The 20,514-nt window shown below is 62.0% G+C and carries 18 protein-coding genes; 8 read left to right on the top strand and 10 right to left on the bottom strand.

Annotated elements, in window-relative coordinates; all coding sequences use genetic code 11:
* Positions 1-38 precede the first annotated feature (38 nt).
* The 3 genes from ACFRFQ_RS10995 to ACFRFQ_RS10985 all read right to left on the bottom strand — a co-directional run bounded on the left by ACFRFQ_RS10995 (position 39) and on the right by ACFRFQ_RS10985 (position 2,920).
* Positions 39-1,232 (bottom strand): serine hydrolase domain-containing protein, encoded by a 1,194-nt coding sequence (locus tag ACFRFQ_RS10995; RefSeq protein WP_378656784.1) that lies wholly within the window; start codon positions 1,230-1,232, stop codon positions 39-41.
* A gap of 121 nt (positions 1,233-1,353) precedes the next feature.
* Positions 1,354-1,764, bottom strand: a complete 411-nt coding sequence (locus ACFRFQ_RS10990) for a VOC family protein (RefSeq protein WP_378656781.1) — start codon at positions 1,762-1,764, stop codon at positions 1,354-1,356.
* 154 nt (positions 1,765-1,918) lie between these two features.
* Complete coding sequence (locus ACFRFQ_RS10985) at positions 1,919-2,920, bottom strand: AraC family transcriptional regulator (protein ID WP_378656779.1); 1,002 nt, start codon at positions 2,918-2,920, stop codon at positions 1,919-1,921.
* A gap of 158 nt (positions 2,921-3,078) precedes the next feature.
* Here ACFRFQ_RS10985 and ACFRFQ_RS10980 point away from each other — a divergent pair, with 158 nt between their 5' ends.
* Entirely contained in the window at positions 3,079-4,407 is a 1,329-nt protein-coding gene (locus ACFRFQ_RS10980) for a DUF222 domain-containing protein (RefSeq protein ID WP_378656777.1), read from the top strand.
* 113 nt (positions 4,408-4,520) lie between these two features.
* Here ACFRFQ_RS10980 and ACFRFQ_RS10975 read toward each other — a convergent pair whose 3' ends face one another.
* The 6 genes from ACFRFQ_RS10975 to ACFRFQ_RS10950 form a co-directional block, all read right to left on the bottom strand.
* Positions 4,521-5,690: a lipid-transfer protein gene (locus ACFRFQ_RS10975; protein WP_378656771.1), complete on the bottom strand. Its 1,170-nt coding sequence runs from the start codon at positions 5,688-5,690 to the stop codon at positions 4,521-4,523.
* The gene (locus ACFRFQ_RS10970) at positions 5,687-6,118 is read right to left on the bottom strand and encodes a MaoC family dehydratase (protein WP_378656769.1); all 432 of its coding nucleotides are present in this window, start codon (positions 6,116-6,118) and stop codon (positions 5,687-5,689) included. Before ACFRFQ_RS10970 ends, ACFRFQ_RS10975 begins: the two co-directional genes overlap by 4 nt.
* On the bottom strand, positions 6,118-7,095 hold the full coding sequence (locus ACFRFQ_RS10965; protein ID WP_378656767.1) for a bifunctional MaoC family dehydratase N-terminal/OB-fold nucleic acid binding domain-containing protein: 978 nt from the start codon (positions 7,093-7,095) through the stop codon (positions 6,118-6,120). Before ACFRFQ_RS10965 ends, ACFRFQ_RS10970 begins: the two co-directional genes overlap by 1 nt.
* 9 nt (positions 7,096-7,104) lie before the next feature.
* Positions 7,105-8,256, bottom strand: a complete 1,152-nt coding sequence (locus tag ACFRFQ_RS10960; RefSeq protein WP_378656764.1) for an acyl-CoA dehydrogenase family protein — start codon at positions 8,254-8,256, stop codon at positions 7,105-7,107.
* Positions 8,241-9,281, bottom strand: a complete 1,041-nt coding sequence (locus tag ACFRFQ_RS10955; protein WP_378656762.1) for an acyl-CoA dehydrogenase family protein — start codon at positions 9,279-9,281, stop codon at positions 8,241-8,243. The genes ACFRFQ_RS10960 and ACFRFQ_RS10955 overlap by 16 nt, the downstream gene beginning before the upstream one ends.
* 73 nt (positions 9,282-9,354) lie before the next feature.
* Positions 9,355-11,502, bottom strand: coding sequence for an acyl-CoA dehydrogenase (locus ACFRFQ_RS10950; protein ID WP_378656759.1), 2,148 nt, complete (start codon positions 11,500-11,502; stop codon positions 9,355-9,357).
* A gap of 94 nt (positions 11,503-11,596) precedes the next feature.
* On the opposite strand from ACFRFQ_RS10950, the gene kstR reads away from it, so the two are divergent.
* Entirely contained in the window at positions 11,597-12,235 is a 639-nt protein-coding gene (kstR, locus tag ACFRFQ_RS10945; RefSeq protein ID WP_138871752.1) for a cholesterol catabolism transcriptional regulator KstR, read from the top strand.
* Between the two features lie 87 nt (positions 12,236-12,322).
* A complete protein-coding gene (gene otsB, locus ACFRFQ_RS10940; protein ID WP_378656755.1) occupies positions 12,323-14,884 on the top strand; it encodes a trehalose-phosphatase in 2,562 nt (853 codons plus the stop codon).
* Here otsB and ACFRFQ_RS10935 read toward each other — a convergent pair.
* Positions 14,869-15,957 carry a LacI family DNA-binding transcriptional regulator gene (locus tag ACFRFQ_RS10935; RefSeq protein ID WP_378656752.1) on the bottom strand — a complete coding sequence of 363 codons (1,089 nt, stop codon included), beginning with the start codon at positions 15,955-15,957 and terminating at the stop codon, positions 14,869-14,871. The genes otsB and ACFRFQ_RS10935 overlap by 16 nt on opposite strands.
* A 138-nt stretch (positions 15,958-16,095) precedes the next feature.
* Between ACFRFQ_RS10935 and ACFRFQ_RS10930 the strand changes: the two genes are divergently transcribed.
* Genes ACFRFQ_RS10930 through ACFRFQ_RS10910 form a run of 5 tightly spaced genes read left to right on the top strand, consistent with a single transcriptional unit; the run spans position 16,096 to position 20,504 of the window.
* The gene (locus tag ACFRFQ_RS10930; RefSeq protein ID WP_378656749.1) at positions 16,096-17,043 is read left to right on the top strand and encodes a metal ABC transporter solute-binding protein, Zn/Mn family; all 948 of its coding nucleotides are present in this window, start codon (positions 16,096-16,098) and stop codon (positions 17,041-17,043) included.
* Positions 17,044-17,084: 41 nt separating this feature from the next.
* Entirely contained in the window at positions 17,085-17,969 is an 885-nt protein-coding gene (locus tag ACFRFQ_RS10925; protein WP_378656747.1) for a metal ABC transporter ATP-binding protein, read from the top strand.
* Entirely contained in the window at positions 17,966-18,847 is an 882-nt protein-coding gene (locus ACFRFQ_RS10920; RefSeq protein ID WP_033232545.1) for a metal ABC transporter permease, read from the top strand. The genes ACFRFQ_RS10925 and ACFRFQ_RS10920 overlap by 4 nt, the downstream gene beginning before the upstream one ends.
* On the top strand, positions 18,844-19,605 hold the full coding sequence (locus ACFRFQ_RS10915; RefSeq protein WP_378656744.1) for a LamB/YcsF family protein: 762 nt from the start codon (positions 18,844-18,846) through the stop codon (positions 19,603-19,605). The genes ACFRFQ_RS10920 and ACFRFQ_RS10915 overlap by 4 nt, the downstream gene beginning before the upstream one ends.
* A 38-nt stretch (positions 19,606-19,643) precedes the next feature.
* Positions 19,644-20,504, top strand: a complete 861-nt coding sequence (locus ACFRFQ_RS10910) for a biotin-dependent carboxyltransferase family protein (RefSeq protein ID WP_378656742.1) — start codon at positions 19,644-19,646, stop codon at positions 20,502-20,504.
* The last annotated feature ends 10 nt before the right edge of the window (positions 20,505-20,514 follow it).

Below are 20,514 nucleotides of genomic sequence, written 5' to 3'. Positions count from 1 at the left end.
TCCCACCCTGAGAGACTTGCGATCCCGGACAGCGGGAATCAGCGGTACACAGCCGACTCGAAATCCAAGTACCCGCCAACAGGCCCTGCGTCTGCAAACGGCAGGATCTGCGTGGCCCAGAATCCACCTACCCCGCTTCGGCGATCGATCCAGTAGTAGAGATTGGCCAGTCCAGCCCAGGCAAGTGAACCCGCGGGCCGTCCGGTGGGAGCCACTTCCTCATTCGTCATGAACGAGTATGCCCAGCCCTTGGGAACCCCGGGGAAGAACTCGGCGTCGTTGGACAACGTCGGGATGACGCCAGGCAGAAGGCCGACATGTTGGCCTTCGAGTCCGTTCTTGGTTGCTGCCGCCACCGTTTCCTGCGACAACACTCGCCCCTGGCTGCCGGCACCGTCGTTCAACCACATCCGGATGAACTTCATGTAGTCACCGACCGATCCGTGCAACCCGTGTCCACCCATGTGTACTTCAGGCTCGGCAGGGAGCTCGAATCCCACGAGCGGAGTGAGCGTTCCGTCGTCTTCGCGCTGATGAATGGTGGCAAGTCGGTCTTTCATCGACGGAGTCATCGAAAATGCAGTGTCCGTCATCTCCAACGGTTCGAAGATGCGCTCTCGCATCACGTCGCCGAGCCGTTGTCCACGAATGGATTCCACTACCTGACCGGCCCAGTCCATATTGGTTCCGTACTCCCACTTCTCGCCGGGATCAAAAAGCAGCGGAGTGGTGAGCGCAGCTTTGGTACACGTGATCACGCTGGGCTGACCATGATCCTGCGACAGGCGGTTGTACGACTCGTTGAAGAAGTCGTAGCCGAATCCGGCCGTGTGGAGCATCAGCATGCGAGTAGTGATCTCCCGCTTCGGTTCCCGCAAAATCGGCTCGCCCTGATCACCGAACCCGTCGAGAACCTTCAACTCACCGATCTCCGGAACGTACTTGGCCGCCGGCGCGTCGAGATCGAGCAAACCTTCCTCGACGCACTGCAGTACGGCAGTTCCGGTAATCGCCTTCGTTGTCGAGAAGAGCGCGAAGACCGAATCCGTGGACATCGGGTCTCCGAAGCCTGCGGCACGCTCGCCTGCCGAACCCTCGTAGACGTTGCCGTCACGATCGGTGATCATGGCAACCACGCCGGGGACACCATCAGGTCCGCGCACGGCATCCGCCAACAGACCGTCGAAACGCTCTTTCGAAAAAGCCTTTCCTGCAACATCTTCGATCGTCATTACACTTCTCCGTCCGACTGAAACTCTTTTGTCAGAGAGAATGTAACGACGATCACATGCCCGGCTCTGCCTCCAAACGGCAGAAGTTCCGTCTGGTTTCGGCAGAACCGGACCGGATCGCTCAGCTCTGCTGAGTGCTGATATTTACGACCCAGTTAATTCCGAACTTGTCGACGCAGGCTCCGAACTCGTCGCCCCACATCTGCTTTTCGAGCGGCATCGACACGTTTCCGCTGGAAGAAAGCTTCTCCCAGTAGCCACGCAGTACATCACCGTTGTCGCCGCTGAGGCTGACGGTGATGTTGTCACCCGGGTTGTACGGCATACCGGGAGGAGTATCCGAGCCCATCACGGTGTACCCCTCGTCGGTTTCGAGCATTGCGTGCATGATCTTGTCTGAGCCGGCGCCCTCCTGGCCAAATTCGCCAAAGGTATTCAGCGCGAGCGTGCCACCGAAAACGCTCTTGTAGAACTCCATCGCTTCACGGGCGTCGCCGTTGAAACTGATGTACGGATTGAGTCGAGATGCCATGACTGAGCTCCTAATGCGAGGTCTGTTTGGTATTCCGGGCATTACTGTCACTCTCACGGTCAATCCTTGCAGAAGGCTCCGACAAGAAACAACGGATCAACCCAGACCCTCGAAGAGGCAAACGGGGTGTCACGACTTTCCCAAGACCACACACTCAGACTCGTGACCTGGTCTGCGACGGCAATTCCCCAAACCGTTTCCGGTATCCGGCAGCAAAAATGCCGAGGTTGACAAATCCCCAGGCGTTGGCGATATCGGAGATTGTTCTTCCGTCCGAAAGCAGGAGTTCACTTCGTACTCCGGTAAGCCGACGCTCTCGCAACAACTGCCCTGGAGTCGTGTCACGGTACCGGCGAAAGCCTGCGGCGAGCGCCCGAACGCTTACTCCGACCGCTGCCGCGATCTCCGAAGCAGTCGGAACCGATCGAGCGAAGGTGTCGATATATTCCTCGGCCGCTCGTACATACGCGGGCTCCGCAGAATCGATACCGGCGCCGAGTGCAATACCGGCCTGTGCCGCCCACTCCTCGAGCAGTTGCGCGGTAACCAACTCCTGCACCCGCGCGCCCAACCGTTCACGAGACAGGGCTTCTGGTGACTCTGCGACCGCCCGCACCACGTAATCCATCAGCGCCAACCAACTTGATCCGCGCCCACCGATCGAGCATTTGTGTTGCCACAGACGATCATCCGGAACGCGCCCATACCACTGCTGGGCATGATCGGCGACAAGTTGGTGCGGCACAGTCAAATTCAGCTGCAGATGATTCTCGTCGAACTCCACGAAATAGTCGGTCCGACTGCAGTCCGCCACAAACGTTTCTCCGACAGCGGTATTCACGGACGAACCACCACCAAGGGCATGCCGCCCGTTCCCGCGAATCGTCGTCAGAACAAGAATGTTTCCCGCTTCGGGCGAACACTCACCCACAGTGACCGGGATGCCGTAGCAGAACCGGGTGATGTCGATCCGACCGACGGAAGCCGTATACATCTCGGATGCCGGGCGCAATCGACTACCGATCGGCGTGACCGTATATGGCATGTAGACATTGTCGGACCACTCCTTGATGCGGTCCCAGTCCCGAGAAAAGGCCTGGTCGTGCCGTTGGGTCGGACGACCCGCCGCGTCAATCAGCAAGGCATTCTCGAACATGGTCCGAGTATCGCATCAGGATCGGCGAAGGTCACGCAAGCCTATCAAGCATTCCGTAGCCAATTCGAAAGTTCATCGCATCAATACCCTTGACTCGAACAGGCATTCGACTACACTGAAGTGATGCGGATCGGGGGATCCACATTCGGGGGGCATCAATGAACATCGACACATCAACTGTGGTTTCCGGTCCCGCCGCGGGACTACGAGCCACGCTCTGGCAAGCGCCGGCAGCCGAGCTACGGGCCGCCGCAATCGAGGCGAGCGCCGAAATCCTGCGACTCGAAGCGATCCGCGTCGCCGTCGTCGACGAACTCTCCCTACGCCCCGACGACCAGGTGCTCTGTTACCGCAGTACCGGCCGCTGGTTGGCGGCACACACGATGCTGCAGATCCCGGCCGGAAACAAGATCGCCGCCCTCGGCACCGCACTACGGACATTCCCCACGGTAGCGGCACGATTCGACGCCGGAGACTGCTCCTTCGACCACGCCGCACTGATCATGTCGTTCTGCGAATCACCACCCAAAGCAATGCCCGAAGAAGCACTACCCCAGTGCATCGACCTCCTACTGGCCGCCGCCTCCGGAATCGAAGCCACCACCACCAAAATCCGCTACGTGATCGCAACACTGGAACGACTCTTCGAATCCGACAATATTCCACCCGCCGAAGACATCGACCGCAACGAACTACGCATCGCAACAACGTTGAACGGGCGGGTTGTCGTCCGAGGCGATTTCGACGCCGTCACCGGCGAAATGCTTCTCTCCGCCCTCTCGAACCTGACCATGCCCACCCCGGCACCCGACGGAACACCCGATGCCCGATCCGCAGCCAAACGAACCGCCGACGGATTCACCGAACTGATCCGCCGCTACCTCGACAACGCAAAAACCGGTATCGACGGCGGCCAACGCCCACACCTGAACGTACACATCAACGCCCGCGACCTCGCCGAACACCGCGACTGCGCCGCCGCACCCTCTACTCCCAATGAGGACGGCGATGACGACGGCACACTCGATCTCGATCTTGCCGACCTCGACGTCGGGCACATGCCGTGGATGGGACCACTATCCCTCTCGCAGACCAGACTGCTCGGCTGCGACTGCTTCCTCTCGACAATCCTGCTCGACGACCACGGCGCACCGCTTGATGCGAGACCCGGAAAACGACTGGTCACAGCCGAACAACGCATCGCCCTGATCGCCCGCGACAAAGGCTGCGCCTTCCCGGGCTGCGATTGCGTACCAGCCTGGACCGACGCACACCACATTCGACACTGGGCAAACGGCGGCCCCACAATAATGAACAACCTTGTCCTGCTGTGCCGTTCACACCACCGACTCATGCACCGCAAAACCGGATTTGTCGGCAAATGGGAAATCCGAATCGGCGCCGACAACAAACCCTGGTTCATCCCACCCCCGGCGATCGACCCACACCAACACCCGCAACCCGCGAACACCACCTTCACAACCTGACACAACACCCCAGCGCCACAACAGAACACAGCCAAGGCTCCGCACCGGACACCACCATCCGACACGGAGCCCACAGGCCGTGGCAAGAGCAGGCATTTCAGCAAAACATCAGTTCAGCGGGTCAATACCAGCCCAGATGTCGGCACTCCGGTACCGGCAGTAACCAATACGTTCGTGACAGCGTCGACCTGGTTCACGGAAGTCCCGCGGATCTGACGGACACCTTCGGCTATGCCGTTCATCCCGTGAATGTATGCCTCCCCCAGTTGACCGCCGTGAGTGTTGATCGGGAGTTTGCCGCCGAGTTCGATTGCGCCACCGGCAATGAAATCCTTGGCCTCCCCCCTGCGGCAGAAGCCAAGCTCTTCGAGTTGCATCAGCACATAGGGCGTGAAGTGGTCGTAGAGAATCGCAGTCTGCATATCCGCCGGCCGCAAACCGCTCTGTGACCAGAGTTGATCTCCGACCATCCCCATTTCCGGAAGTCCGGTCAGACCGTCACGGTAATAGCTGGTCATGATGTACTGATCGGCCCCGCTGCCTTGAGCTGCGGCGGCAATGACGGCAGGGGTGTTCTTCAGATCCTTGGCCCGCTCGGCCGACGTAACCACGATGGCAACACCGCCGTCGGATTCTTGACAGCAATCGAGTAGATGCAGTGGTTCGGCGATGAACCGAGAATTCTGGTGATCCTCGAAAGTGATCGGCTTTCCGTAGAAGAAGGCCTTGGGGTTTGTGGCAGCGTGCCTGCGGTCGGCAACGGCGACGCGGCCGAAGTCCTCACTGGAAGCGCCGTACACGTGCATGTACCGTTGCGCCACCATTGCGACAAACGACGCGGGAGTTCCCAATCCGTGCGGGTACGAGAAGGCATTGTCGGTCCCCGATGAATTGACCTGTGCCACAAGACCGGAGTTCACCTGACCGAACCGCGCACCGGAGCGTTCGTTGAACGCGCGATAGGCAACAACGACGTCCGCTACTCCTGTCGCCACAGCCATAGCTGCCTGCTGGATGGTGGCCGCAGCAGCACCGCCGCCGTAATGGATGCGGCTGAAGAACTTCAGGTTCGGAATTCCCACCGAACGTGCCACTGCTACTTCGGTATTGGTATCCATCGTGAACGAGGTGAGCCCGTCGACGTCGGCGGGTGTCAGGCCCGCGTCATCGAGTGCTGCTTGGACGGCCTCCGCAGCCAGTCGCAGTTCACTGCGCCCCGACTCCTTCGAGAAGTCCGTCGCGCCGATACCGACGATTGCTGCTTTCCCCGACAATGTGCTCATTCGATATCTCCCGCCGTCGTGGAAGTCAGCGTGGTGAATGTGAGCGCGACCTCGGCGGTGATGTGATCACCCAGACTGTTCTTGCCCACCACGGCAACCGTAACCAGTGCCTCGTCGAAGCTGCTGACGGTTCCGCTGAGCGTCAGAGTGTCGTACGCGTACCAGGGCACCCCGAGCCGGAGCTTGATCGAGGTGATGACCGCTCTCGGGCCCGCCCAATCGGTGACAAATCGCTGCACCAACCCGGTGTCGGTGAGGATATTGACAAAGATGTCTTTCGAGCCGCGCTGCTGCGCAAGGTCACGATCGTGATGCACGTCTTGGAAGTCGCGCGTTGCCAACGCCGTGGACACGACAAATGTCGGGTCTCCGTAGATCGAGAGTATCGGAAGCTGCTCTCCCACAGAGATTTCTGAAACCGCGGTCATCAAGTTTCCTCCTGCTGCGAAACCGGTACCCACGCATACAGGGTCCACGGCGTTCCGCCTGTCTCTTCATCACCCGGAAAATCGAGATACGTTGCTTCGACGGCCATTCCGATCGAGACATCGGCTGGTGCGACATCGCGAAGTTCGCCGAGCATGCGCACACCTTCCGGTAGTTCGACGAGTGCAACCACAAAGGGAAGGGAGCGACCGGGCACTGCGGGCGCATGGTGGACAACAAAGCTGAATACGGTTCCCAAACCGGAAGCCACGAGGTAGTCGGTCTGGGCCGACTTGTCCTTCCAGATGGCGGGCACCGGTGGATGCTGCACGCTGCCATCGAGTCGTAGTTGAATCCGAAGTTCGTGCGCAGCAACACCATCCCAAAAGAACTGTGTGTCCAGCGACGGCGTGGGACGTAGCATTCGAGAAGAATCCAGATCGTCTGGCACATCCGATGGAACCGTCGCACTGACCGGCGGAGCAAACTTCAGGATCCGGAACATCATCTCGGATACCACTTCGTCACCGACATGCCACAAGCTTCGGGTTGTGAAGAACCAGCCCTCACCGAGGCCCGTCTTCTTCGGCCCTACAACGTCTTCCAAGACAGACGTGATCGTCACTTCCTCGCCCGGCCGCAAGTAGCGGTGGTAGGTCTGATCGCAGTTGGTTGCGACAACGGAGGTGTATCCGGCCTCGTCGAGGATGTCCGTCATACGGCCTAGTGGATCATCGGATTCGCGTACGGCACCGAGTCCGCGCATCGTCCATACCTGCGCCATGGCCGGCGGAGCGACCAGACCGTCATGCCCGGCCGCGAGCGCGGCGGATTCGTCGATGTAAATCGGGTTCTTGTCACCGATCGCCTCGACCCAGTTGCGGATCATCGGCACGTTCACCGGATCTCGCCCGGCCCGAGGTGCGCTCGGACCATCCGCACGAACCTGCTCTGCGGCAGTAAGAATGGAATCTGGCACAGTCAATTCCTATCTCGGAACTCTTGGCAGCTTCAGGCCGGAAGTCGCGATCAATTCGCGCATCACCTCGTTGACCCCGCCACCGAAGGTAATCACCAGATTGCGCTTGACCTGCATGTCCAACCACTCCATGAGATCAGCGGTCTTCGGATCGAGAGGGTTGCCGTATCGACCGACGATTTCCTCGGCCAGTCGGCCGACTCGCTGAATACGCTCGGTGGCAAAAACTTTGGTTGCCGAAGCATCGGCAACGTCAACCGACTCCGAATCACTCGACGCTACCTGCCAATTGAGGAGTTCGTTCAGTCGGTAGGTTGCGTGAATCTCCCCCAACGTGCGTCGCACGTCGGCGTGATCAAGGAGACCCTCCCGGCGAGCCCAGTCGAAGACATGATCGTAAATGCCACCGACGCGACCTGCTGGTCCGAGCATGACTCGCTCGTGATTGAGCTGAGTGGTAATGAGACGCCAGCCCTGATTCTCCTCACCCACAAGCATGTTCACCGGAACGCGGACGTCTTCGTAGTAGGTGGCGTTGACGTGATGGGCACCGTCGCAGGTGATGATGGGTGTCCAGGTGTACCCCGGATCCTTCGTGTCCATGATCAGGATCGAGATACCCCGGTGACGCGAATCTGCTGCTCCAGTTCGCACAGCCAGCCACACGTAGTCCGCATCATGTCCACCGGTGGTGAAGATTTTCTGGCCGTTGACTACGTACTCGTCGCCCACACGGACGGCACCGGTACGCAAAGCCGCGAGATCGGTACCGGCCTCAGGTTCGGTGTAGCCGATGGCAAAATGCACTTCACCGGCCAGGATAGCGGGAAGGAACTTCTGCTTCTGCTCCTCGCTACCGTACTTCTGCAGCGTGGGGCCAACCGTTTGCAGTGTGACCGATGGCAGCGGAACATCCCCTCGCACAGCCTCGTTGACAAAGATCTGCTGCTCCACCTCACCGAAGCCTCGTCCGCCGTATTCGACCGGCCAGCCGACACCGAGCCACCCGTCCTTGCCCATTCGGCGGATCACGTCACGGTAAGTCGGCCCGTGGCGTTCGGTACGCATGATCTTGGCCTCGTCGGGCGAGATCAGGGTCGAGAAGTAGCGACGAAGTTCAGCCTGCAACGCGCGCTGACTGTCGGTCAGATCGATGAACACCGGGCCCCCACGAGGTCGAGTCGATGTGAAGCGCCACCGAGCAGGCGCGCCAGGTCTTTTGCTGCCCCGTAATAGCGGTGAAGCGGATAGGTGACATCCACCCCCAAACCGCCGTGCAGGTGATGGAGAACCTGCATGGTCGCCGGAATTTCCTGAGCTATCCAGTAAGCCATCACATCCAGATCAGACTGCGCATCAAGGCCTTCCGACACACGCCACGATGCCGAGAGTGACACAACATGCAGTGTCCGGGACGTGACATAGGCGTCGGCAATCTGTTGCGCAACCGCCTGGAAGGTTGCGAGCGGCTTACCGAATTGCTCGCGGGATCCGACATGGGCAGCGGTGAGATCCACCGCTCCGGAGAGCAACCCGTCGACCACAGCGCCGATGCTCGCCAGCGCTATGCGATACAGCGCGTGCACTGCCTCCGCACCTGCCCCGAGCATCTCGCCCATGGCATCGTCGAGAACTATCGCGAACTCGGGACTGCCGGATGAACTCGGGGTAGGCGTGAGTGTCACACCGGCCGAGTTCGGGTCGATCAACACAACTCCGGCGTCTGTCGGCACCAGCACTCGGTGTGCACTCGCAGCGAACGGGGCTGCCAGCACAGTCCCACTCACGCGGTACCGATCACCGGCCTTCTGCGCGACAACGGTTGGCTGGACCGGAAACTGACGACCAGGCTCAGCCAAGGCAGCCGTGAATACCCGCCCCGCGGCGACACCGGCGAGAAGTTCATCCTGCTGGGCGTCGCTGCCGAGAGCGACGATGGGGAGCACCCCGAAGCCGAGAGTGGCAAGCGCCGGTATCGGCGCCGCCGACCGGCCGACTTCGGCGAGCAAGGCGCCCACGTCGGCGACCGACAGACCCTCCCCGCCAAGTCGCTCCGGAAGCGCCAACGTGAGCAGATCCGCCTCGGCGAAGGCCGCCCACAGGGCATCCGGCTGAAGTTCGCGGGCCAGGAGTGCGGTAGCCACCTCGGCCACCGCATCCTGGGTTTCATCTCTGGTGAAGTCCACGCTGGCAAATTCCCATCGTCAATATAGAACGTGTTCTAGTTGTACCACCAATGGTGGCAAATTTGTAGACCCCTCACTCGCGCGGCAGTCCCAGAATTCGCTCTGCCGCGACGGTCAACAGAATCTGCGTCGTACCACCGGCGATGGACAGACAACGGGTGTTGAGGAACTCTCGCGAAAGCGGGCCCTCGACCCACCCGGCCGGACCACCCAGCTCCATCGCGAACTCGGCGACGGCCTGGCGCTGCCGAACACCGACCAGTTTGCGAACGCTCGATGCCGGTCCGGGATCCTGCCCGTCCAACTGCCGCAATGTGGTTCGCAATTCCAAGAGCGATCCCACCATTGCCGTGCCGATCAAACCGCCCAACTTGTCTGTGACCACAGGATCCGGATCGCTTGCCAACGCAAGCAATTCCTCCATCGCACCACCGAGCGACGAGCCGCCGCTCATGGCGACCCGCTCATTTGCGAGTGTCGTTCGGGCCAGCTTCCAGCCACCGCCGAGCTCCCCGACGACACAGTCGTCTGGCACGAACACGTCGTCGAGGAACACCTCGTTGAACAATGAATCGCCCGTGATCTCCCGCAGCGGCGAAATCCTGATTCCCGGCGTCCTCATGTCGAGCAGGAAGTACGTAATGCCCTTGTGCTTCGGCACACTGCGATCGGTACGCGCCAAACAGATCGCCCAATCAGCCTCACGCGCAAGCGAAGTCCAGACCTTCTGCCCGTTGAGCTTCCACCCGCCGTCGACCTTCTCGGCGGTGGTGCGCAACGACGCGAGGTCGGATCCAGCTCCGGGCTCGCTGAACAACTGACACCACGTGATGTCCCCTTTCAAAGTGGGGACGGCAAAACGCTCGATCTGTTCGACACTGCCGTGTTCGAGAATGGTTGGCACGGCCCACCATCCGATCACCAGATCGGGGCGGCCGACACCGGCCGCGGCCAACTCTTCCTCGATCAAAATCTGCTGAGCCGCCTTGGCCCCTTTGCCGTACGGCGCCGGCCAATGTGGTGCAAGGTAACCCGACTCGGCGAGCGCGGTGCGCTGCTCCGATTCCGGAAGAGCCACGAGTTGCGCTACTTCGCTGCGAATTTCGGCGCGATCGGACTCCAACGCACTGAGATCGATCTGCAGGTGACGACGCGATCCGGCGAGCGTCAACTCCGCCACCCTGGCGCGCCAACGAGACGAGCCACCCATCATCTGACGCAGCGACACGGCGCGACGAAGGTAGAAATGCGCCTCATGCTCCCAGGTGAAGCCGATTCCGCCGAGCACCTGGATGCAGTCCTTGGCCATGTCGACGGCCGCATCCAGGGAAACCGCAGCGGCTACTGCTGCGGCGATCGGAAGTTCGTCGCCCGACTCCGCCGCGACGGCGGCATCCCAGGCAACTGCGCCGATATTTTCAACCCGGCACAACATCTCGGCGCACAGATGTTTGATCGCCTGAAAGGAACCGATCGGTTTGCCGAACTGCTCACGAATCTTCGCGTATTCCACGGCAGTCCGCAGGCTCCACGCGGCAATTCCGGCTGCCTCGGCCGACGCGAGTGTTGCAGCAAGATCAGCCACAGATCCGGTCGCCGCGTCGCCGATGATCCGATCTGCGTCCACGACCACACGATCGAAGGAGACTTTTGCCAACGGACGGGACTTGTCAATCGTGTCGAGCGCGTCATACGTGACGCCATTCGTTTCGCCGTCGACGAGCACCCAGACGGCGCCATTGCCACTATCGGCGGAAACCAGTACCGACACGCCAGAATCCGCGCCCCAGGCGAAACCACCGTCACCGTGAAGTTCGAGCCCTCCGGATTCGGTAGCCGTTGCGGCAACTGGTCTTTCGTCCAGTACGACAGCACAGGGAATCTCACCGTCTGCAAGCGCCTCGGACCAGCGCTTTGCCGCGGGAGTTGCACTGCGACCTACCACCAACGCGGCCAACGCCGTAGTGAGAACGGGACCCGGCACAAGTTCAATTGCAGCCTGCTCGAGCATTGCAGCGAGATCTACGATCTCAGCTCCGGAGCCGCCCACCGACTCGGGCACGGCGACGGAAAAGATCCCCAAAGATGCAAAATCCGACCAACCCTGGCGCCACGAATTCGCTGGTCCACGGCGTACCATGTCTATCGGCGCTGCCGATCGCGCCCATGCCTCGATCGACTCCTGGACTGCCCGCTGTTCATCGGTCGTGGCGATAGTCACAACTGGTTCCCACCTCTCCATTAGTGACACAATTGTTTAGAACGTGTTCTAATATGACACCTGGCCATGAGTCAAGGCGCGAAGGAATTTGTCGATGACCGCAACATCCCGATCCCGCTCCACTGCCGTTGCATCCGCGACGCTCGGAGACGACGATCTCAGCTCCAACGCGCAACGCGAACGTCGCAAGCGGATTCTCGATGCCACACTGACACTGGCGTCCAAGGGCGGATACGAAGCCGTCCAGATGCGTGCAGTGGCCGAACGTGCGGATGTTGCCGTCGGAACGCTCTACCGATATTTTCCGTCGAAGGTGCACCTTCTGGTTTCCGCTCTAGCGCGCGAGTTCGAGAAGATCGACTCCCGAGGCAAGATTCCACCCGGCACCAGCCCGCTCGAGCGCATGCAGCTGATCCTGAGTTTGATCACTCGTGCAATGCAACGCGATCCACTGCTCACCGAAGCCATGACACGCGCGTTCATGTTCGCCGACGCGTCCGCTGCCGCCGAGGTCGATCAGGTGGGTCAACTGATGGACCGATTGTTCGCGCGTGCGATGACCGAAGAGGAACCGAACGACGAGCAGTTGGCTATCGCTCGCGTCATTTCCGATGTGTGGCTGTCCAATCTCGTGGCTTGGCTCACACGACGATCATCGGCCACCGACGTCGCCAATCGTCTGGAATTGACCGTTGAGCTGTTGCTCGGCGACGGATCCCGCAGACCCGCATAGGGATAATTCGGATCGACAATTGGTTCTGTTCACCCGTTGAGCCGACGTACCGAGCCAGGACGCTCGTAATCACCTAGATTTGAAGAGGTGAGCGCACAGGATCTCCCCATCGAACTCCGTCGAGCCCTCTCAGCCGTGGCCCAGACTCCCCGGTTGCTGGTTGCTTCTGATTACGACGGGACCATGGCGCCCATCGTCGCGGATCCGGAGAAGGCGTATCCACGCGCAGAGTCGGTCCGCGCCCTTCGCTCGCTCGCCAGCCTGGCTTCAACCACCGCCGCAGTTATCTCCGGGCGCGCTCTCAAAGACCTCGCCGCACTCTCCCGACTTCCAGCCGAAGTGCAGCTGGTCGGAAGTCACGGCTCCGAATTCGACATCGGATTTGTTCACGCCATCGACGCCGACGCCAAGAAATTGCTGGGCGAGATCAACACCGAACTGACTCGGATCGCGTCCCGCACCGCCGGCGCGACGGTCGAGAAGAAGCCTGCCAGCATCGCGCTGCACGTTCGTAACTCCCCCGAAGACGACGCCGAGAAGGCCTTGATCGCGGTGCGAACGGAATCCGCACTTTGGCCGGGAGTGCAGGTCACCGAGGGAAAGTTCGTCGTAGAGCTGGCTGTCATCGCCACGGACAAGGGCCAGGCGCTTGATCTCATCCGGCACCAGGACGGCGCCACCGCCGCAGTGTTCATCGGCGACGACGTCACCGACGAAAAAGCTTTCGCCCGGCTGTCCGGCCCCGACATCGGAGTCAAGGTCGGTCCGGGCGACACCCTGGCCACCTACCGCGTCGACAGCACCGAAGACGTAGCGGCCGCACTGGCCTTCCTGCTCGACGAACGTCGTACGTGGCTCTCGGGTGCCGACGCGCCGCCCATCGAGCGCCTGTCCATGCTTGCCAGCCCCCGCACGGTTGCCCTCGTGACGCCCGACGCCACCCTGACGTGGCTGTGCCACCCCGAGCCCGACTCCGCGGCGGTATTCGCCCATCTGCTCGGCGGAACCGCTGCCGGACATTTCAGCGTCGGACCACGGCGGACCGCTCTGCCACTGAGCCAGAAGTATCTCGACGGCACCATGACCGTTCAAACGCGGTGGGCCAGCCTGTCCGTCACCGACTACCTTCCCCACGACGTGCAACAGGGCCGAACCGACTTCACCCGCATCATCTCCGGCCGAGCCGATGCGGTGGTGTCGTTTGCACCTCGCCCGGAGTTCGGCCAGGCTCAAGTCACCCTAGAGGTCGTCGACGACGGCATCCGCGTCCTGGGCACGAACGAGCCATACGTACTGCGCTCCCCCGGCGTGCAGTGGAATATCGCCACCGATGGCAACCAGCAGACCGCCCATGCCATCGTCGAACCATCCAAAGGTGACGTGATTCTCGAATTGCGTTGCGGCACAACAGATATGGATCCATCTCCAGCGCCAGAAGCGGACCGTCGCGCTCGGTCGGAGAGCTACTGGTCCGATTGGGCCAAGACCCTCGATCTTCCGAAACTCAAGCCGGACTTGATGAAACGCTCCGCCCTCACACTGCGCGGGCTCGTCCACGCGGACTCCGGCTCCATCATGGCCGCGGCAACCACGTCACTGCCCGAAGAGATCGGAGGGGTCCGGAACTGGGATTATCGCTACTGCTGGTTGCGCGACGCTGCGCTCACCGCAACAGCTCTCGTGAGCGTCGGGTCCACCCATGAAGCCGAGGAATACCTCGACTGGGTCCACCGCGTCCTCGAAACACTGCCGGGCCCCGAGCGCCTACACCCGCTGTACACGTTGAACGGCACGTCACTGCCACCTGAGGCAGTCATCGACTCCCTGCCCGGGTACGCCGGATCCCGCCCGGTTCGGGTTGGCAACGCTGCCAATCAGCAAGTCCAACTCGACGTCTTCGGCCCCATCGTCGAACTGATCGTCCACCTGGCCGACGCCCGCGAAAAGGCCGGGGCTGCCGAGCCTTTGAGCGACCGCGACTGGGAACTGGTGGGCGCCATGGTCGAAGCCGTTCAACGACGGTGGTTCGAACCTGATCACGGCATCTGGGAGATCCGCGACAACCCTCGCCATCACGTCTACTCCAAGGTGATGGGATGGGTGACCGTCGACCGCGCCGTGAAGCTGGCTGACCGCTTCGGTCGAACGGCGTTGCCGGAGTGGGCCGAATTGCGCGACGAGATCGCCGACGAGGTGCGCCACAAGGGATGGAAGGACGACGTCCAGTCGTACACCGCCGCATATGACGGTGTAGATCTCGACGCCGCCACCCTCCACATCGGACTGTCCGGGCTGATCGATCCGGAGGATCCTCGATTCGCCGCGACCGTAGTCGCTACCGAAGCCGAATTGCGTAGCGGTTCAACGGTGTATCGATACCACCACGACGACGGCCTACCCGGAATCGAGGGTGGATTCCACCTCTGCGCAGCATGGCTGGTCGAGGCGTACCTACTGATCGGACAACGCCTGCAAGCAGAGGCGCTGTTCGACCAACTGGTTGCCGCAGCAGGTCCTACCGGTCTACTCGCCGAAGAGTACGACCCGGTCGCCGAACGGTCACTCGGCAACCACCCCCAGGCCTACAGCCATCTCGGCCTACTCCGCTGCGCTCAGCTCTTGGACTTGCCCGCTCAGCTCTTGGCCTGACCAGACGTACGGCCGACCAGCAGTTCGGTCTCGAGCATCTCGATGATCGGCACACCGGAGCCGGATGGTGACATCAGAAGTGCGCCGGCGCGCCTGCCCTTCTCCTCCTGCGGCTGGCGCACGGTGGTCAGCGATTCGCGAAGAGCCTCGCTGACACCGTCGAACCCGGTGATCGACAACTGTCCCGGCACGTCGATGCCCTGCCATCGCGCCCAGTCCAGAGCGCCCAAGGCAAGTACGTCGGTGGTGCAGATCAGTGCCGTGATCTTCGGTTTGGTTGCAAGCGCCTCCGCCGCCGCCGAGTGTCCGGACTGCGTGGTGTGGACGTAGCGCTCGATCACCGTCAGGGAAAGTGGATCCAGATCCGCCGCCGACATCGCGTCGCGCACTCCTTCGATCCGCTCACGCTGAACGTGGAAGTGCGGCGACTTCAGCCGTTCCTGGCTGACAACACCGTCCATCCTGTCGCGCCCCAGCCGCATGCACAGCACGCCGATCTCGGTATGGCCCAGTCCGATGAGGTAATCGGCGACCTTGCGCATGGCAGCGCGGTCGTCGATGCCCACGAGAGACGCACCGGGGATCTCGCGCGGCTGGTCGCACACGACGATAGGGATGTGGCGTTCGAGCACAGCGGCAAGATACGGGTCGTCGTCGGCAACCGAGTAGACGACAAAACCGTCGACGCCGGCCTGCTGCACTACCGCGGCGGCATCCACGTCGTCTCGCCCTGGTCCGGCGGGAATCAGGAGCAAACCCTGGCCGGCTTCCTCACAGGATTCCGACAGGCCCGCCAGGAAGCTCATGGCGGCCGGGTCACGGAAGCTGTAACTGAGCGCTTCGGTGAGCAGAAGTCCCACGGCACCGGCTTTGCGGGTACGTAGGGAACGGGCGACCGGATCAGGTCCGGGATATCCGCGTCGCTTAGCCGCTTGGAGCACCCGATCCCGGAGCTCGACAGAGAGCTGATCGGGCCGGTTGTACGCGTTCGAGACTGTTGTTCTCGACACATTGAGCTCGGCGGCGAGCGACGCCAAAGTGGCTTGACGGCGTGGCTGACGGGACCGGGGCATAGACGGACGTTATCGGTACCCGTCAAAGTCGGCACGACGGGGCTGAACCGAACATGACCTACCAGCGATTATGAGCTAATGTGTAACGGTAACGGTTTCCAATAGCATTTAGCTCACACTTCGTACAGGAGAAAATTCGTGCGCTCGTCGTCCAAAATTCGCATAGCCGCCCTAGCCACCATCTCGGTCGCAGCGGCCATGGCACTGACGGCCTGCGGCTCCGAAAAAACCGGGGACGAGGGCATCTCCGTCGTCGCCTCGACAAACGTGTGGGGCAACGTCGCGCAAGCCGTGGCGGGCGACGCTCTCACCGTCACCTCCATCATCGACGAGCCGTCCGCAGATCCGCATTCCTTCGAAGCCACTCCGGCTCAGGCTGCCAAGATCACCGACGCCTCCCTTGTCGTCTACAACGGCGGTGGCTACGACCAATTTGTCACCGACATCCTCGACGCCGGCAAGGGCGACCAGAAAACCGTCAACGCCTACGATCTGCTCGACGGTGGTATCCACGCCGGTGAGACCGCCGGAGAGTCGCACGACGGCCACACGCACGGCGCCGTCAACGAGCACGTCTGGTTCGACATCCCCACCGTCGACGCAGTAGCCCACTCAGTCGCCGAACAACTCGGCGCACTGGACCCGGACAACGCGTCGACGTACGAGGCAAACGCGCAGGCATACAGCCAGAAGCTGGCCGGCATCACCGCCGTCACCGATTCCATCGCCGCTGCTCACGGCGGCGAGTCGGTCGCGCAGACCGAACCCATCGCGCACTACCTGCTGGTTGCCGCCGAACTGAAGGACGCAACCCCCGAGGAATTCACCAGCGCAATCGAAGACGGCAACGATCCGTCACCGGCCGCGATCGCCGCAACCCGTCAGCTGCTGTCGGACAAAGCGGCCCGAGCGCTCGTCTACAACACTCAGACGCAGGACAAAGTGACGCAGGACATGCGCTCCACCGCCGAAAAAGCCGGCGTACCCGTCGTCGAGGTTACGGAAACTCTCCCCGAAGGCCTGGACTACATTCAGTGGCAGACGCAGACCGCGGAGTCGCTCGCCAACGCCCTCTCTGCCCAGTAATTATCTTGCCCACATAAATTCCGAGAAGAACCGATCGGCTTGTGACAGAAACCTCCGCGAATACCACGGCGTCGGCAACAAATGCCGTGCCCGCAGTCGCCCTGAAGGACGCCCGATTGTCCTTCGGCGCCCGCACCCTCTGGGACGGCCTCGACCTCGAGGTCCAGCCCGGTGAGTTCATCGCCGTGCTCGGCCCGAACGGCTCCGGCAAGACCTCACTCCTGAAAATCCTGCTGGGGCAGCTACAACTCAGCGGCGGCAGCGCGGAAATCGCCGGAACCCCGGCCCGCGCCGGAAACTCGCACGTCGGTTACATCCCGCAGCAGAAATCCATCGACGACGGACTTCCGCTGCGCGGGCGTGACCTTGTCGGCCTCGGTGTCGACGGACATCAGTGGGGAACGGGCCTGCTGCGTCGTGGGCGTCGACGCGCGATCGTCGACAACGCCATCGCACAGGTCAGCGCCGAAGCCTTCGCGGACGCCCCTATCGGTTCCATGTCCGGCGGTGAGCAACAGAGATTGCGTATTGCGCAGGCGTTGGTCGGCGATCCGAAGATCCTGCTGTGCGACGAACCGCTGCTCAGCCTCGACCTCGCCAACCAACATTTGGTCTCGACGTTGATCGACAAGCGTCGACGCACCCACAACACGGCCGTGCTGTTCGTGACCCACGAGATCAATCCGATCCTTCCGCTCGTCGATCGGGTGCTGTATCTGGTCGACGGCAAGTTCCGCATCGGAACGCCGGCCGAGGTGATGACATCTGACGTTCTCTCGGATCTGTACAACACCGACGTCGAAGTACTGAAGGTTCGCGGCCGCCTGGTTGTTGTCGGCACCGGCGACGCCATCGACGCTCTCGGCAGCGCGGGCGGCCTGCGTCCGGGCGAAGGCGTCCACCACAGCGATGAGGATCACGCGTGAGCAACAAATTCACCGACGCGATGTCGCGGATGTTCGACGTGTCCGCCACCGTCGACCTTCTGCAGTACGACTTCGTCCAACAAGCATTGATCGCCGGCGCGATCCTCGGCTTGTTGGCCGGCATCATCGGCCCGCTCATCGTGAGCCGGCAAATGTCGTTCTCCGTCCACGGAACCAGTGAACTGTCGCTGACCGGCGCTTCGGCTGCGTTGCTTGTCGGAGTCAGTGTCGGCGCCGGAGCAATTGTCGGTTCGGTAGTCGCGGCAGTTCTCTTCGGACTCCTGGGAGCCAAAGCACGAGACCGTGACTCGGTAATCGGCGTCATCATGGCCTTCGGGCTCGGACTGTCGGTGCTGTTCCTGTGGGCGTACGACGGCCGCACGGGGACCAGCTTTTCACTGTTGGTCGGTCAGATCGTCGCACCCGGCAACAGCGGACTCGAACTGCTCCTTCTGTGCGCCGTCATCGTGATCGGCACACTCGGATTCATCTACCGCCCTTTGCTGTTCGCGAGTACCGATCCTGAAGTGGCTGCGGCACGCGGTGTTCCGGTACGTGCACTGTCGATAGTCTTTGCAGTTCTGGTCGGCATCACTGCGGCCCTCGGCGTTCAGATCGTGGGCGCACTGCTGGTTATGTCGTTGCTCATCACTCCGGCTGCGGCGGCCGCCTACGTCACCGCGAGCCCGCTCAAGGCGACCATCTTGTCTGTGGTCTTCGCAGAACTCGCCGCTGTCGGCGGCATCCTGCTCTCCCTCGCACCCGGCGTTCCCGTGTCCAGCTTCGTCACCACGGTGTCGTTTGTCATCTACCTGGTGTGCCGCCTCACCGGTTCTGCGCGACGCAAGAATGCCGGACGGATTCCGGCGCACGCATGACGATCCGCGTCGACCTGAACAGCGATCTCGGCGAGGGCTACGGCGCGTGGACGCTCGGTGACGACAATGCCATGCTGGCCGTGGTCACCAGCGCCAACATCGCGTGTGGTTTTCACGCGGGTGACCCGACCACACTGCTGGCGACCTGCCGCTCCGCCGTTGCACAGAACGTGCGGATCGGCGCGCAGGTCGGATACAACGATCTTTCGGGGTTCGGCCGACGCTTCATCGACGTCTCCCCCGCTGATCTCGCGGCCGACGTCATTTATCAACTAGGGGCGCTCGACGGACTGGCCCGTGTCGCCGGCTCCCGCGTCACGTACGTCAAACCTCACGGAGCGCTCTACAACGCGATAGTGCACCACCGCGAACAAGCGCGGGCCGTGGTCGACGCCGTTCGCAGCTACGACGCGTCCCTCCCCGTTCTCGGTCTGCCGAATTCGGTGTTCCTGGCCGAGGCGGAAGCGGCTGGCCTGGCAGTCGTGACCGAAGCCTTCGCCGACCGCGCGTACACCCCGGAGGGGACGTTGGTGCCTAGAAACCAGCCAGGCGCAGTGCTTCACGACCCGGTTGCCATCGCCGAACGGGTGCGCAGGATAGTACTCGAGGGCGTCGTCGACGCCGTTGACGGAAGCCGCGTGATGGTGCGCGCCGACTCGGTGTGCGTACACGGCGATACCCCGACCGCCGTCGACATGGCCACCGAAATCCGGAGACTGCTCACCGCGTCCGACGTGGCGATCACAGCCTTCACCTGAGTCCTGCGCCAGAATCCTCACTGCGGGACAATGGCTTCATGGCATGGCTCGATGTCGTTCGCCCCGGCCCGTTGACCACCGTCCAGGACCACGGACGGGTAGGTTGTGCGGCCATCGGCGTCGGCCGCTCGGGCGCCGCTGATCTGATCTCCCACGACGCTGCAAACCGGCTGGTGGGAAATACACTTCACGCCGCCACGCTCGAAATCACGACGGGTGGATTCGCGGTACGGACTGCGGGGCCCTTGACCGTCGCGGTCACCGGAGCGAGGGCACCGGTGACCGTCAATGCCCATCCGGTTGCCGACTACTCCACTCTCCAACTCGACAGCGGAGACTTTCTCGAAATCGGCTACAGCACAACCGGACTGCGGACCTATCTCGCCGTCCGCGGCGGCATCGACGTCCCGGAAACTCTCGGCAGTCGCTCCACCGACACACTCTCCGAACTCGGCCCAGCACCCTTGCGTGCGGGCGATTACCTGCTCGTCGGAGTTGAGGAAGCCGGGTGGCCGATCGAGGACTTCATCCCGCCGCCAGTACCCACCCCATGCCCGGTTCCACTCGGCATCACGCTCGGACCGCGCGACGACTGGTTCACACCGGCCTCCGTACGCGCATTGCAGCGCCACGCCTGGACCGTCACCGAAGACACCGATCGTGTCGGCGTTCGATTACACGGCCCCGGACCGCTGCATCGCTCACGAACATGTGAATTGCCCAGCGAAGGCGTCGTCGCCGGTTCGATTCAAGTGCCCCCGAGTGGTCATCCCGTGATATTCCTGGCGGATCATCCTGTAACCGGCGGGTATCCGGTGATCGCTGTTGTCACCGATCCGGGAATTGCCACGTCGGCGCAAATGAGACCGGGAAGTTCGGTTACCTTCCGGGTGGCGTAGTCGACGCTGA

It is taken from the genome of Rhodococcus sp. NPDC056743, assembly GCF_042790355.1.
GTDB lineage: Bacteria > Actinomycetota > Actinomycetes > Mycobacteriales > Mycobacteriaceae > Rhodococcus_F.
The sequence above is the reverse complement of the archived record's forward strand: the minus strand, read 5'-3'. Positions and strand labels throughout refer to the sequence as shown.

Bases quoted from the DNA above. Each gene is read 5' to 3' on its own strand.
- ACFRFQ_RS10970 (WP_378656769.1), bottom strand. From the start codon at position 6,118: ATGACCGCGGTTTCAGAAATCTCTGTGGGAGAGCAGCTTCCGATACTC.
- ACFRFQ_RS10985 (WP_378656779.1), bottom strand. From the start codon at position 2,920: ATGTTCGAGAATGCCTTGCTGATTGACGCGGCGGGTCGTCCGACCCAA.
- kstR (WP_138871752.1), top strand. From the start codon at position 11,597: ATGACCGCAACATCCCGATCCCGCTCCACTGCCGTTGCATCCGCGACG.
- ACFRFQ_RS10980 (WP_378656777.1), top strand. From the start codon at position 3,079: ATGAACATCGACACATCAACTGTGGTTTCCGGTCCCGCCGCGGGACTA.
- ACFRFQ_RS10910 (WP_378656742.1), top strand. From the start codon at position 19,644: ATGGCATGGCTCGATGTCGTTCGCCCCGGCCCGTTGACCACCGTCCAG.
- ACFRFQ_RS10995 (WP_378656784.1), bottom strand. From the start codon at position 1,232: ATGACGATCGAAGATGTTGCAGGAAAGGCTTTTTCGAAAGAGCGTTTC.
- ACFRFQ_RS10935 (WP_378656752.1), bottom strand. From the start codon at position 15,957: ATGCCCCGGTCCCGTCAGCCACGCCGTCAAGCCACTTTGGCGTCGCTC.
- ACFRFQ_RS10990 (WP_378656781.1), bottom strand. From the start codon at position 1,764: ATGGCATCTCGACTCAATCCGTACATCAGTTTCAACGGCGACGCCCGT.
- ACFRFQ_RS10975 (WP_378656771.1), bottom strand. From the start codon at position 5,690: ATGAGCACATTGTCGGGGAAAGCAGCAATCGTCGGTATCGGCGCGACG.
- ACFRFQ_RS10915 (WP_378656744.1), top strand. From the start codon at position 18,844: ATGACGATCCGCGTCGACCTGAACAGCGATCTCGGCGAGGGCTACGGC.